Here is a 13,503-nt window from a genome sequence, read left to right on the forward strand (position 1 = left end):
TGGCTTGAGTCTAGGGCCAAGAAAGCCGCTGCGGGAGGCGTGCCGCCTCTGTGGCCTGCGGTTACTTTTGCGGGGCTACTTCCGGCGGGGCTGCTTTTCGCCTGCTTCCGGCTGCGGCCGGCCGCCGGCCAGCCGGAAGGAGTCCTGCAGCAGCTCTGCCAGCAGGGTGCCGTCCAGCCGTTCCAGCCGCACCAGGACCAGCTGCGGGGACCGGTCGTGGTGCGGCGTCCAGAAGAACGTGTCCGGGTCGGTGCCGGCCAGCGCTTCCCGCTCCGCCGTCTTGACGGTTAATACTCCGGGTTCCCAGAGCCGCGCCATCAGGGTCTTCGCGAACCAGGCGGGCTGGCCCCAGCTCAGCCGTTCGGTAATGCCGGGCAAGGCCAGTGCGGCCTTCCTGACGTGGTCTTCGGTCACCATTGACCGAGTCTGCCTGCGGGAGCGTCCGCCGCGCAAGGGCCCCCCGGGCTACCCTCGGGCGGTGAGGTCCGCTGAAACCCGCCGCGCGGTGGCGGTGATTTCCTCCGCCACCATGGCCAGGTAGGCGTCCGGATCCGGCCTGGCAGCGACAGACTGGGCCTGCAGCGAGACGTTGACGGCTGCCACCACTTTGGGCCCGTCAAGGACCGGCGCGGCCACGGACATCAGCCCGAGCTCCAGTTCCTGGTCCAGAACGCACCAGCCCTTGTCCCGGACGTCCGCCAGGACAGCCAGCAGCTCCGGGACCGTTCCCAGGGCGCGGGGGGTCAACGGGCTGATGTCGGCTGCAGCGAAGTATGCCTTGAGCTGGTCCGCCGGCAGGTGGGCCAGCAGCACCCGGCCCATGGACGTGGCGTAGGCCGGGAATCGGGTCCCCACCGTGATGCCGATGGTCATGATGCGCCGCGTGGACACCCGGGCCACGTAGGCGATGTCCGTCCCGTCCAGCACGGCCGCCGAGGTGGACTCCCCCAGCTTCAGGGACAGTTCCTCCAGGTGCGGCTGGGCCAGCTGCGGCAGGGACAGGCCGGACAGGTACGCGAAGCCCAGCTGCAGGACCTTGGCCGTGAGCGCAAAGGTTTTGCCGTCGGTCCGGATGTACCCCAATTCCACCAGGGTGTGCAGGAACCGGCGCGCGGTGGCACGGGTCAGGTCGGTCCGCGCCGCCACCTCGGTGAGGGTCATCAGCGGGTGGTCGGGGCCGAACGCCCGGATCACCGCCAGCCCCCGCGCCAGCGACTGCACGTATTGGTCGCCGGCCTGCGGAGGAGGTGCTGCTGCGTCGGTCATGGTGTCCAATCCTATGCGTGCCGCCGGCGTGGTTTTCCGGTTCAAGGCACGGCGGCGGTGAGGGGTACGGGGACGAGTTCCTGGAGTTCGGCGAGGGTGCAGCCGAAGGTTTCGCGGACGGTGACGCCGTTGGGTCCGGTGAGGAACACGGCTTTGTCGGTGTAGACCCGGGTCACGCAGCCCACACCCGTGAGCGGGTAGGTGCAGGCGTCCACGATTTTCGAGGCGCCTTCGCGGGTCAGCAGGGTCATCATCACAAAGACGTCCTTGGCACCGGTGGCGAGGTCCATCGCCCCGCCCACGGCGGGGATGGCGCCGGGCGCCCCGGTGTGCCAGTTGGCGAGGTCGCCGGTGGCTGAGACCTGGAACGCGCCGAGGACGCAGATGTCCAGGTGGCCGCCGCGCATGATCGCGAACGAATCGGCGTGATGGAAGTAGGACGCCCCCGGGAGTTCGGTGACGGGGATTTTTCCGGCGTTGATGAGGTCGCCGTCGATCGCGTCCCCTTCCGCTGCCGGGCCCATGCCCAGCATCCCGTTCTCCGTGTGGAGGGTGATGTTCTGCTCAGCCGTGAGGTAGTTCGAGACCAGCGTGGGCTGGCCAATGCCGAGGTTCACAAAGGAACCCGGCGCGATGTCCCGGGCCACCAGCCGGGCCAGGTCGTCCCGGCCCAGCGGTTCCGGAGCTGACTGCAGGGCCGCCGGCTGGTTGGTTTCGCTGCTCATGTTCAGGCCACCTTCACGATGCTGTTGACGTAGATGCCGGGGGTGACGATGTTTTCCGGGTCCAGCCCGCCGGTGGGAACAATATCGGAGACCTGGACGATGGTGTGTCTGGCCGCGGCGGCCATGATGGGCCCGAAGTTCCGGGCGGTTTTGCGGTAGACCAGGTTCCCCCGGCCGTCCGCGGTGAGGGCCTTGATCAGGGCCACGTCCGCGTGCAGCGGGGTTTCGAAGACCTGCCCGCGGCCGTCGATGATCCGGGTTTCCTTGCCCTCGGCCAGCATGGTGCCGTACCCGGTGGGAGTGAAGAACCCGCCGATCCCGGCACCGGCAGCCCGGATCCGTTCGGCCAGATTGCCTTGCGGGACCAGTTCCAGCTCGATTTCGCCGGCCTTGTACTTGGCATCGAAGTGCCAGGAGTCGGACTGCCGCGGGAAGGAGCAGATCATTTTCCGCACCCGGCTTTCCCGGATCAGCAGGGCCAGGCCCTGATCGCCCTGGCCCGCGTTGTTGTTCACCACCGTCAGGTCCGTGGCGCCGCAGTCCATCAGGGCGTCGATGAGTTCGAACGGCTGCCCGGCGTTGCCGAACCCGCCGATCATCACGGTGGACCCGTCCTTGATGCCGGCCACGGCATCCTGGACGGTGTCTACGAAGTTCAGCATTGCTTACGCCTTTCCAGCGGTAACGTTTTCCAGGACAACGGCCAGGCCCTGGCCCACACCGATGCAGATCGCCGCCACGCCCCACCGTTCGCCCGAGGCCTGCAGCGACCGGGCCAGGGTGCCCAGGATCCGGGTGCCGGAGGCACCCAGCGGGTGGCCCATCGCGATCGCGCCGCCGTGCCGGTTCACAATCGACGGGTCGATGTCCCAGGCGTTGATGCAGGCCAGGGACTGCGCGGCAAAGGCTTCGTTAAGTTCGACGGCGCCCACCTGGTCCCAGCCGATGCCCGCCTTCGCGAGGGCCTTGTTCGCCGCCTCCACCGGGGCGTAACCGAAGAACTGGGGATCGTTCCCGTGCGCGCCACGGCCCGCGATCCGGGCCAGCGGCTCCAACCCCAGCAGCCCGGCGGCAGCGTCGGAGCCGATCCAGGCCGCGGACGCACCGTCGGACAACGGGGAGGCGTTCCCCGCCGTCACCGTCCCGTTCTCAGACCGGAACACCGTCTTCAGGCCCGCAAGCTTCGCCGCCGAAGAACCGGCCCGGATGCCTTCATCCCGGACCAGGTCCGTGCCCGGCACCGGGGTGACGAGGTTGTCGTAGAACCCCTCGTCCCAGGCGGTGGCCGCCAGGTTGTGCGAGTCCGCGGCGAATTCGTCCTGCTGTTCCCGGGTCACGCCGTACTTCTCGCGGAGCCGTTCGGTGGCCTCGCCCAGCGAGATGGTCCACTCCTTCGGCATGGCCTTGTTCACCAGGCGCCAGCCAAGGGTGGTGGAGGCCAGCGTCATGTCCCCGGCCGGGTACGGCTTTTCCGTCTTGGGCAGCACCCACGGCGCGCGGGACATCGACTCGGCACCGCCCACCAGCATCAACTCCGCGTCCCCGGCATTGATCTGGCGCGAGGCGATGATCGCCGCGTCCAGCGAGGACCCGCACAACCGGTTGACCGAAGTCCCCGGAATCGAGACCGGCAACCCCGCCAGCAGGGAGCCCATCCGGGCAATGTTGCGGTTCTCCTCACCGGCGCCGTTGGCGTTGCCAAACACCACCTCATCGATCCGCTCCGGATCAAGTCCGGGGGCCCGCTGCACGGACTCCCGGATCACGTGCGCAGCCAGGTCATCAGGACGCACAGACGCCAAACCTGAGCCGAACTTGCCGAAAGGGGTGCGTACGGCGTCGTACACAAATGCCTGCTTCACGATGCTCCTCGAAAGATTCTGCGGGTGGTTTCCCAACTGGCTCGCAGTTGTTGTCGTTATGAGGGCTCAAAACGACAACAACTGCGAGTTAGTTGGGAAGGGGGTTAGTTGGGTGGGGTGGGCGCAGCGGGGTCCATGGCCGTTTTGTCCATGTCGCGGAACACCTGCTGCGCCGTCTTGAAGGCGGTGTTTGCGGCGGGGACGCCGCAGTAAATGGCGGTTTGAAGCAGGATTTCCTTGATCTCGTCCCTGCTCAGGCCGTTGGTGAGGGCCGCGCGGATGTGCATGGCCAGCTCCTCCCAATGCCCGTGCGCCACCATCGCCGTGATGGTGACGGCGGAGCGCATCTGCCGGGACAGCCCCGGCCGGGTCCAGATCCCACCCCACGCGATCCGCGTGATCATGTCCTGGAAATCTTCGGTGAAACCGTCCTTGGCGGCGTTGGCGCGGTCCACATGGGCCGCGCCCAGCACCTCGCGCCGCACGGCCATGCCGCCGTCGTAAATTTCCTGGCTGGTGGCGTCCGGCTGCACCACGCCGGAGCGCTCCGGGCCCGCTGCGCCGCTCACTGGGCGCCGCCGCGGGATTCGGACCAGGTGATGAGGTTCCGCAACAGCTCGGCGACGTGCCCCGGCGCCTCGGCGGGTGCCAGATGGCCCACGCCGCCCAGCGTCAGCGCACTGGCCGTTCCACCGCCGGCCGTGATGCCGGCCGCCACGTCTTCGGCGAACGACGGCGGCGCAACAGTATCCTCGGCACCCGCAACCGCCTGCGTGGGAACCGTGATGCTGCCCAGGTCCGCGCGGACATCAAACGCGGCAAGGGCCTCGCAGCAGAAGGCGTAACTGAAGCGATCGGCGTCGCGCAGGGCGTGCAGGAGCCTGCTGCTGAGCTCAGGCTGGCGGTCCATAAAGCCCGGGGCGAACCACCGCTCCGCGGAGCCTTGGATCATCACGGGTGTGCCCTGGCTGCGGACCGTGGCGGCGCGTTCCAGCCAGCCTTCCGGCGTGCCGAGTTTGGCGCCGCTGCACTGGACGGAAAGGCTTTTGAGCCGGCTGGCGTGCTTGATGCCGAGCTGCAGGCCCGTTGCTCCGCCCAGCGAGACGCCGGCGTAGTGGAAATCCTGGCCGGGGGCAATGGAATCCACCAGGCCCACCACGGCGTCCGCCAGCTCCGCCACGCTGAATGGTTCGGCGGCGGCGGGCGAGACCCCGTGCCCGGGGAGGTCCCAGGCCACCACATCCACGGTGGGTCCCAGCAGGGCGGCGGCGTCCGTCCACAGGACAGAGGACGTGCCCAGGGAGGAGCCCACCACCAGCAGCGGGTGCTCACCGAGGGGGCGCTGCGGGGAGAGCAGCACGGCTTTCAGGGTTGGTTCAGCCACGGGGGGCTCCAATCGCGTCGGGGTGGGGACGGTCTGTGCCGGCGAAATCCGGGTAGGCCGCCAGGATACGGTGGGCGATCCCGGCGGACTCGCCCAGGTAGCCGGCCGGATCCAGGAGCTCGGCCAGCCGGGAGTCCGGGAGGACGTCCTCGGGGACGGTTTCGCGCAGGTACCGGCGGTAGGCGGCAGCCTGGTCCGCCGCGGGAACCTGGAGGGTCCTGTCCACCACCGCCTGGAGCTGCTGTTTGCCGCCCAGGCCGTCCCGGTCCGCCAGCAGCGGCGCCACGGCAGCAGCCACGCCTTCGGCCAGGAGCAGGGGCCCGGCGAGGTCGAGGTTGCGGCGCATGGCGGCCGGGAAGACCTGGAGTCCTCCGGCGAGTTCCTGCAGCTGGCCAACGGCGCCGAGGGCCAGCGCCAGCAGCTGCCGGAGCGCAGGCCATTCCGCGTGCCACGCGCCGTCGGGGCGTTCGTCGTTGAAATTGGCAGCGGCGAGATGGAGCTGGGCCGCCGGCTGCGGGGCCTGAAGGGCGGCGCTGCGCACCAGCACGGACAGGACGGGATTCTGCTTCTGCGGCATGGCCGAGGAAACGCCGCGGCCGGCGGCGCGGGGTTCGGCCACCTCCGCCACCTCGGGCCGGCTGAGGAACAGGACGTCCGCGGCGGTCTTGCCTGCGGCATCAAGCACCGCGGCCAGGGCGTTGCCCAGGGAGGTGACCGGCAGGCGGTTGGTGGGCCAGGGCGCGGCAGCCGGGGCCAGGCCCAGGTGCGCGGCGAGACTGTCCGCCAGGTTGAAGGGGGTGGCAGCGGAGTTGGCGGTCAACGCGGAACCGGCCGCGAGGGTACCCGCGGCACCGCCGAACTGGACGGGGAAGCCAAGGCCCGCGAGCTGCCGTCCCGCGGCGGCGAGACCGTGGAACCACTGTGCGGCCCGCAGCCCGAAGGTATAGGGCAGGGAGTGCTGCGTCAGGCTCCGGCCCACGCAGAGGGTGGTCGAATGCGCTGCCGACAGGTCCGCGAGGGCCGCTGTGGCCCGGCCCAGGTCAGCCAGCACGGCGCCGACGGCGTTGCGCGCCACCAGCATCAGGGCGGTATCCAACACGTCCTGGCTGGTGAGCGAGGCGTGCACGGCTGCCGCAGCGCCGACGCCATGGGTGTCCAGCGCTGTGACCTGGCGGCGGAGGTCCGTCAGCAGGGGGATGACGGGGTTGGCGCCGCCCTGGGCGCGCACCGCGATGTCCGCCACGTCGTAGCGTCCGGGTTCCGCTGCGGCAGCCACAACGGCGGACGAACCGGCGGGTGCCAGTCCCGCCTCTTCCAGGACCGCAGCCCAGCCGGCTTCGACGTCGAGGATCGCAGCGAGCACCGCCCGGTCCCCCGTCAGCGCCGCCACGGACGGCGCGGCGGAGACGGGGCTGAGCAGGCCTGCGTCGGCATCCAGGCTCACTGGAAGTCCAGGAAGACTGTCTCGTTGGCGCCCTGGAAGTGGATGTCCCAGGTGAGACCGCCGTCCGGGTCGCGGCGGGCGATCAGGGTGTCGCGGCGTTTTGGGTCAAGCGAGGACAGCAGCGGATCGTTGGCCAGAGCGGCGGTGTCCTCCGGAAGGTAGATCCTGGTGAACAGCCGGTTGGTCAGGCCGCGGGCGAAGATGGCCACGGAGATGAAGGGCGCGGCACCGGGTTCGGTGGGGCCCGGGTTCACGGTGGTGAAGGTGAAGACGCCCGAGTAGCCCACGGAGCCGCGGCCCCAGCCGGTGAAGGTGTAGCCGTCACGCACCAGCGAACCGGTCTTCTGCACGATCCGGCCTTCGGCATCCGGCTGCCAGATTTCCAGGATGGCGTCAGGTACGGTCTCGCCGGCGCCGTCGTACACGGTGCCCTGGAGCCGGATGGAACCGGCGGAGCCGGGGGCGAGGAGTTCGTTGTCCTTCTCGAAGGGCAGGGCGTAGCCGTAGAACGGGCCCACGGTCTGGCCCGGGGTGGGGACCAGCGGGGTGGTGTGGTTGCTCATGAGTGTTATTCCTCGTCGCCTTCTGCGCCCAGCGCCTCGTTTTCGGTCCAGGTCCGCTTGGGTCCGGTCAGCACGATGTCCCAGTTGTAACCCAGCGCCCATTCGGGCTCGGTGAGGCTGTGGTCGTAGCTGGCCACCAGCCGGTCCCGGGCGTCCTGGTCCACGATGGTCTGGTAGATGGGGTCCAGTGGGAAGAGCTGGTCGCCGGGGAAGTACATCTGGGTGATGATGCGCTGGGTGAACTCCGTGCCGAACATGGAGAAGTGGATGTGCGCCGGCCGCCAGGCGTTCAGGTGGTTTTTCCACGGGTAGGCGCCGGGTTTGATGGTGGTGAAGCGGTAGGAGCCGTCCGGGCCGGTGATGCAGCGGCCGATGCCCGTGAAGTTGGGGTCCAGCGGGGCCGGGTGCTGGTCGCGCTTGTGGATGTAGCGGCCGGAGGCGTTGGCCTGCCAGATTTCCACCAGCTGGCCGGCCACGGGCCGGCCGTCGCCGTCCAGGACCTTGCCGGCAACAATGATCCGCTCGCCCTGGGGCTCGCCGTTGTGCTGGATGGTCAGGTCGGCTTCCAGCGCGTGCACGTCCTGGTGGCCGAAGGCCGGGGAGTACAGCTCGATGGTTTCCGGGTCCGCGTGGTGCAGGCTCTTGGTGGGGTGGCGCAGGATGCTGCTGCGGTACGGCGGGTAATCCAGCCGGGGCTGCGTCTCTGCGGGGGCCCCGTCCTTGAGCGCCTGCGCGTAGGCGCCGGCCAGGCCGTTGATCTCGGCGCTGAGATCCTGCTGGGTCTCCACGGCGCGGTCCGCCATGGTGTGTCCTGCCTTGGGTTCGGCAGCCGGGACAAGTTCGTCCGTTTCGGTGGTGGTGTGCGGCACGGCTGGCTCCTTTCTGGGTTGCGGATGGGGTGGTACGGGATGGGTGGGGACGGTCAGCTGCGGTGCAGGTGGTCGTACTGGACGGCATGCCGGACCGGGGCGTTGGGCGCCCCGTAACCGTCGTAGCCGCCGCGCCGTTCCACCATTTCGAAGAAGACGCTGCCAACGGTGGCCGTGTAGAAGTGCAGGAATTCGCCGTCGGCGTCCCGGTCGTAGAGCAGGTTCAGGTCCTGGAGGGTGGCCAGGAAGTCCGGGTCCAGGCCGAACCGGGCGTCGAGGTCCTCGTAATAGTTGGCCGGGATCTGCAGGAATTCCAGCCCCCTGCCGCGGGCGGCACGGGCGGTGCCCACCAGGTCGTCCACCGCGAAGGCGATGTGTTCCTGGTACGTGGTCCGGGCCCCGCCGCCTTCCTGCTGGATGAGGGGGGCCAGGTTCAGGACCAGGCGCACTGACCGGTCGGCGCTGAGCATGACCTGCGAGCGGACCAGTCCGGTGGGGCTGGGCACCTCGGCGAAGGGCTGCGGCTGCAGGGCCAGGGCGCTGGTATAGAAGAGGACAGCTTCATCGAAGTGCTGCCAGGGCTGGGCGAGGTTGATGTGGTCGATCACGGCCGTGCTGCCGCCGGCCGGAACGTCCAGGCCTTCGCCGAATTCGCTGGTCCAGGCCGCTGTGCGGTCCGCACTGCCCTGGCAAAGGAACACCTCGGTGGAATCCGGCGCGGCGAAGCCCTGGAAGACCTCCTCGTTGGCCTGGCTCTTGCGGGGGACCGCGGGGGCCTTAAGCTGCTGGGCGCGGGCGGCGGCAATGACGGGGGAATCGACGTCGAACCCCAGGGCAGCAATGGCCGGTGCACTGCCTGCGGCCAGGTCCGGGGCTGCCTCGTTGATGACAACCCGCGCGGCACCCATGCTCCAGAGCTGCACGTCCTTGGTCCGGTGCCGGCCGTCGAAGCCGAAGCCCAACTGGCCCAGGACCGTCTCCAGTCCTGTGGTGTCAGCGGCGCGGACCTCGGCAAAGTTCCAGCCGGCGGGTTCGGCCACCTGCGGAAGGGTTGCCAGTTCCATGGGATAACGACGCCGGGGCACAGCCGGGGTGCCGGCATTGGCATCGAGCCACTTGGCGCCCTGCTCCTCGAGCCAGATGAGCGAGCGCATGCCGTCAACGGCGGTGCGTTCCACATCCGACTGGCGGAAGACGTCGTTGAAGATCTCCAGCGATACCGGGCCGGTGTACCCGGCACGGACCACGTGGCCCATGAACTTGGCCAGTTCGAACTGGCCTTCGCCCGGGAAGACCCGGTAGTGCCGGCTCCAGGACAGCACGTCCATGGCCAGCTTCGGGGCGTCGGCCACCTGGACAAAGAAGATTTTGGCAGGGTCCAGCACCTCGATCGGGGCCGTGTCCCAGTTGCGGGACAGGATATGGAAGGAGTCCAGGCAGGTGCCCAGGTTGGGGTGGTCCACTGCCGTGACCAGCCGGTGCGCGTGTTCGTAGTCGCTGACGAACTTTCCCCAGGCCAGCGCCTCATACGCCACTTTGACGCCGTGGTCGCCGGCGAGCGCGGCCAGTTGGCCCAGCTGCTCCACCCGCAGGTCGTCGCTGTCGATGCTCGCCGTGGCCACGTTGGAGCAGACCAGGATGGTGTCCATGCCAAGCCGGGACATCAGCCTGAATTTAGCGCCCGCCCGGCGCAGGTTGGCGGCCAGCAGGTCCCCGGGGACACTGTCGAAGTCGCGGAACGGCTGATACAGGTCAAGGGTCAGGCCCAGGTCTGCGGCCATTTTCCGGATGTCCTCCGGCGGCAGCGGCGAGGTGACCAGGTCCTGCTCGAAGATTTCGATGCCGTCGAAGCCCGCGATGGCGCAGGCCTGCATCTTTTCCTTCAGGGTGCCGGAGAGGCACACGGTGGCAATTCCGGTGCGCATCAGGCAGCCACCTCCTCGGCGGCGACGAGCTGCAGGAAATGGCTGCGCATCCGGTCCGCGTCCGGTTCCAGGCCCGTGAAGATGCGGAAGGCGTCAGCCGCCTGGCCCACAGCCATCCGGCCGCCGTCCAGCACGGTGCAGCCCTTGGCGCGGGCGTCCCGGACCAGCTCGGTGTCGATGGGCCGGTAGACGATGTCCGCCACCCAGTGCCGGGATTCCACCAATTCCAGGTCCAGCGGTGCGCCGGGGTGGGCCGCCATGCCCACGGGCGTGCAGTGCACCAGCCCGTCGGCGGCAGGCATCAGCTGCGGCAGCTCCGCCGTCGTCCGGCCCGTGATGGTGCTGTCCGGGAAAAAGCCGGCCAGTTCCGCGGCGCGCTGGGCCGCGCGTTCCGGGTCGACGTCCACGAGGTCCAGGGTGCGGACGCCGGCGCTGAGCAGGGCGTATGCGACGGCGGAACCGGCACCGCCGGCGCCCAGCTGGACCACGTGTTCCAGGGCAGCGCCGGGGAGGCCCGCGGCCAGGGCGGCGGCGAAGCCGGACCAGTCGGTGTTGTGTCCCACGAACCGACCGTCACGGATGACTACGGTGTTGACAGCGCCCAGGCGACGGGCATCGGGTGAGATCTCGTCCAGGTGCGCCAGGACCAGCTGCTTGCAGGGGTGGGTGATGTTCAGGCCGTTGAAGCCGAGGCTGCGGGCGCTCCGGAGCAGGCTGCCCACTGCTTCGCCGGCCAGGCCGAGTTCCAGGAGGTCGATGGGCCGGTAGAGGTAGCGGAGGCCCAGCAGACCGGCCTCGTGTTCGTGCATGGGCGGGGTGAGGGATGGCGTAACGCCATCGCCGACCAGTCCCACCAGGTAGGACTCGGTTCGAGAACTCATCCGTGCAGCTCCTTTGGTAACGGCACCCGGTGCGCGGGCCGCTCAGCGGCCGGGACAGGGGGTGTAGGGATGACAGTACAGCATTTGTTCATTAGTCGCACTACTGTTCGAGATGCGAACTTCTAGGCCGGGGGTCAGCGTTGCGGAAGCCGGTCCGCGAGCTCCGCCGCGGCTTCCAGCAGCACCGGCAGGTGCGCCTCGAGCCCTTCGACGGTGAGCCTGAAAACGGGAGCTGCGGTGGCAAGGGATGCGAAGGCGTATCCCTGGGCGTTCAGCACTGGCACGGCCAGTGCCCGCATGCCGGCCTCGTTTTCCTCGTCCATCACGGCGTAGCCCCGGCGCCGGACCGCCTCGATCTCCGCCCGGAACGCGTCCCGGTCCACGATGGTCCGGTCCGTCAGCCGCTCCAGGGGAAGCTCTGCCAGCAGGTGCTCCCGTTCAGCATCCTCGGCAAATGCCACCAGCACCTTGCCGACGGCGGTCGCGGACAGGGAGCCCAGGTGGCCGGGGTCACTGGTGACCCGGAACGTCTGCGGGCCATCCACTTTGTTGACAGTGAGGTGGTGAATGCCGTCGCGGACGCTGAGGATGGTGGCTTCAGCCGTCCGGCCCGTCACCCGGCGCAGGATGGGCAGGGCGGTCCCGGCAAAGCCGTGGTGGTTGGATACCCGCTGCCCCAGCTGGAAGACCCGCAGGCCCAAGTGGTAGCGGCGGCCATCCGGCTCATAATCCACAAAGCCATCGCGGGTCAGTGACCCCAGGAGCCGGTAGGTGGTGCTGAAGGGAAGTCCGGCCCGGCGCGAGATGTCCGCAGCACTGGCCCCGCGGGGCTCATCGCCCAGCAGGACCAGGAGCCCCAGGGCCTTGCCCACCATGTCCGTGCCGCCCGGAACCCGGGCGCCGGCGGCCCCGGGGGGCTGGCTATCAGTGTCATCGCCGGCCAGCGGCTGGGCAGTTGTGGTTTGGTTCACACTCATAGGTCGATGTTGCCACAATGTGAGAGCTATTTCCAGAGTGTGATTATTTTTCTTGACAGGTAACGCAGCTCACAGCCATCATTGCTGTATCGCACCAGTAGCTCCCACCATGCGGCTACCACCTCCGGGATTTTCGGATTCCGGCCAGCACCTCGACGCGCCCGCACCAAGGCAGCGGCAAAATGCTTTTCACTTTTCCCCGACACTGTCGTCACACAAAGGAACGCCATGAGCCAGACACGCCCGTCCGCCGGAGAGGACACTGCCACCGCGCAGGGGACGCCCAAGAAGGCGGCCCTCGCCAGCTTCCTGGGCAGCGCCGTCGAATATTATGACTTCTTCATCTTCGGCTCGGCCGCCGCCCTGATCTTCCCCACCGTCTTTTTCCCGAGCGCGGACGCCAACGCCGCCATTATGTCGTTTGCCACCTTCGGCTTTGCCTACGTGGCCCGGCCCGTGGGCGCCGTCATCCTGGGCCACTTCGGGGACCGGGTGGGACGGCAGAAGGTCCTGATGTTCACCCTGGTCCTGATGGGGGCCTCGACGTTTGTGATCGGCTGCCTGCCGGACTTCAATACCGTGGGCTGGTGGGCGCCGGCACTGCTGGTGCTGGCCCGCCTCTGCCAGGGCCTGTCGGCCGCCGGCGAGCAGGCCGGAGCCTCGTCCATGACCCTGGAACACGCCCCGGACAACCGCAGGTCCTTCTTCACGTCCTGGACCCTCACCGGCACCCAGGGCGGCCAGATCCTGGCGGCACTCGTCTTTATCCCCGTCCTTGCACTCCCGGATGAGATCAAATTCGGCATCGGCTGGCGGATCCCGTTCTGGCTCAGCGCCATTGTGGTGCTGGTGGCCTTCTTCATCCGCCGCACCCTGCACGAACCGCCGGCCTTCGCCGAGGCGCAGAAGACGGCCCAGATCTCGAAGCTCCCGGTGGCCGACCTGCTCAGGGGCCACTGGCGCGATGTGCTCCGCGTGGTGTGCTGCGCGTTCATCGCAGCCGTCTCCACCGTGTTCGGCACCCTGGCCATCAGCTACGCCAAGACCGTTGCCGGCGTTGACGGCACCACCACGCTTTGGCTGGTGGTGGGCGCCAACTTCGTGGCCCTGGGAACGCAGCCCCTGTTCGGCCTGCTGGCGGACCGGATCGGCCGCAAGCCCGTCTTTATCTACGGTGCAGTGGCCAGCGCCATCCTCACCCCGGTGTTCCTGCTCAGCCTCGAATCCGGAAGCGTCCCGCTGATGTTCCTCGCCGCCATCGGCTTCTTCTCCTTCGGATACGCGGCCTCCAACGCCGTCTGGCCCTCCTTCTACGCCGAAATGTTCAGCACCAAGGTCCGGTTCTCCGGCCTGGCCATCGGCACGCAGCTGGGCTTCCTGATGGCTGGCTTCGCTCCGGCGATAGTGGCGGCCATGGGCGGCATCAAGCCCGGCGGCTGGGTCCAGATCAGCATCTTCACCGCCGTGATCTGCGGTATCGCAGCGATTTCGGCCCTCACCGCAAAGGAGTCCTTCCGGACCCCCACCCGGCAGCTCGGCCTGAAATAGCCGTCCCACCGAACCGCCGCGGCTGCCCGTGGAGCCACCCTTGCATGGGGCGGATCCGC

At 68.7% G+C, this 13,503-nt stretch carries 14 protein-coding genes; 1 reads left to right on the forward strand and 13 read right to left on the reverse strand.

Features of this window, described 5'->3' with window-relative positions; translation table 11 throughout:
• Positions 1-75: 75 nt before the first annotated feature.
• The 13 genes from ACRB8A_RS18685 to ACRB8A_RS18745 form a co-directional block, all read right to left on the reverse strand.
• Positions 76-417, reverse strand: coding sequence for an MmcQ/YjbR family DNA-binding protein (locus ACRB8A_RS18685; RefSeq protein ID WP_050687545.1), 342 nt, complete (start codon positions 415-417; stop codon positions 76-78).
• Between the two features lie 48 nt (positions 418-465).
• The gene (locus tag ACRB8A_RS18690; protein WP_285241323.1) at positions 466-1,266 is read right to left on the reverse strand and encodes an IclR family transcriptional regulator domain-containing protein; all 801 of its coding nucleotides are present in this window, start codon (positions 1,264-1,266) and stop codon (positions 466-468) included.
• Between the two features lie 41 nt (positions 1,267-1,307).
• Positions 1,308-1,991, reverse strand: a complete 684-nt coding sequence (locus tag ACRB8A_RS18695; protein WP_432245306.1) for a 3-oxoacid CoA-transferase subunit B — start codon at positions 1,989-1,991, stop codon at positions 1,308-1,310.
• A gap of 2 nt (positions 1,992-1,993) precedes the next feature.
• Positions 1,994-2,653 carry a 3-oxoacid CoA-transferase subunit A gene (locus ACRB8A_RS18700; protein WP_432245307.1) on the reverse strand — a complete coding sequence of 220 codons (660 nt, stop codon included), beginning with the start codon at positions 2,651-2,653 and terminating at the stop codon, positions 1,994-1,996.
• 3 nt (positions 2,654-2,656) lie between these two features.
• Entirely contained in the window at positions 2,657-3,853 is a 1,197-nt protein-coding gene (locus ACRB8A_RS18705; protein ID WP_285241321.1) for a thiolase family protein, read from the reverse strand.
• Between the two features lie 104 nt (positions 3,854-3,957).
• Positions 3,958-4,422 carry a 4-carboxymuconolactone decarboxylase gene (pcaC, locus tag ACRB8A_RS18710; RefSeq protein WP_056599248.1) on the reverse strand — a complete coding sequence of 155 codons (465 nt, stop codon included), beginning with the start codon at positions 4,420-4,422 and terminating at the stop codon, positions 3,958-3,960.
• Positions 4,419-5,237 (reverse strand): alpha/beta fold hydrolase, encoded by an 819-nt coding sequence (locus ACRB8A_RS18715; protein ID WP_050687552.1) that lies wholly within the window; start codon positions 5,235-5,237, stop codon positions 4,419-4,421. Before ACRB8A_RS18715 ends, pcaC begins: the two co-directional genes overlap by 4 nt.
• A complete protein-coding gene (locus ACRB8A_RS18720) occupies positions 5,230-6,681 on the reverse strand; it encodes a lyase family protein (RefSeq protein ID WP_432245308.1) in 1,452 nt (483 codons plus the stop codon). Before ACRB8A_RS18720 ends, ACRB8A_RS18715 begins: the two co-directional genes overlap by 8 nt.
• Entirely contained in the window at positions 6,678-7,244 is a 567-nt protein-coding gene (pcaG, locus tag ACRB8A_RS18725) for a protocatechuate 3,4-dioxygenase subunit alpha (RefSeq protein WP_432245309.1), read from the reverse strand. Before pcaG ends, ACRB8A_RS18720 begins: the two co-directional genes overlap by 4 nt.
• 5 nt (positions 7,245-7,249) lie before the next feature.
• Complete coding sequence (gene pcaH / locus ACRB8A_RS18730; RefSeq protein ID WP_056599254.1) at positions 7,250-8,113, reverse strand: protocatechuate 3,4-dioxygenase subunit beta; 864 nt, start codon at positions 8,111-8,113, stop codon at positions 7,250-7,252.
• Between the two features lie 53 nt (positions 8,114-8,166).
• Complete coding sequence (locus ACRB8A_RS18735) at positions 8,167-10,038, reverse strand: bifunctional sugar phosphate isomerase/epimerase/4-hydroxyphenylpyruvate dioxygenase family protein (protein WP_432245310.1); 1,872 nt, start codon at positions 10,036-10,038, stop codon at positions 8,167-8,169.
• A complete protein-coding gene (locus ACRB8A_RS18740) occupies positions 10,038-10,919 on the reverse strand; it encodes a shikimate dehydrogenase (RefSeq protein ID WP_432245311.1) in 882 nt (293 codons plus the stop codon). The genes ACRB8A_RS18735 and ACRB8A_RS18740 overlap by 1 nt, the downstream gene beginning before the upstream one ends.
• Positions 10,920-11,053: 134 nt before the next feature.
• Positions 11,054-11,794 carry an IclR family transcriptional regulator gene (locus ACRB8A_RS18745; RefSeq protein WP_285241367.1) on the reverse strand — a complete coding sequence of 247 codons (741 nt, stop codon included), beginning with the start codon at positions 11,792-11,794 and terminating at the stop codon, positions 11,054-11,056.
• Between the two features lie 330 nt (positions 11,795-12,124).
• Between ACRB8A_RS18745 and ACRB8A_RS18750 the strand changes: the two genes are divergently transcribed.
• Positions 12,125-13,444, forward strand: a complete 1,320-nt coding sequence (locus ACRB8A_RS18750; RefSeq protein ID WP_050683827.1) for an MFS transporter — start codon at positions 12,125-12,127, stop codon at positions 13,442-13,444.
• The last annotated feature ends 59 nt before the right edge of the window (positions 13,445-13,503 follow it).

This window comes from Arthrobacter sp. G.S.26, from assembly GCF_050847375.1.
In the GTDB taxonomy this organism is placed as follows: Bacteria; Actinomycetota; Actinomycetes; order Actinomycetales; family Micrococcaceae; genus Arthrobacter.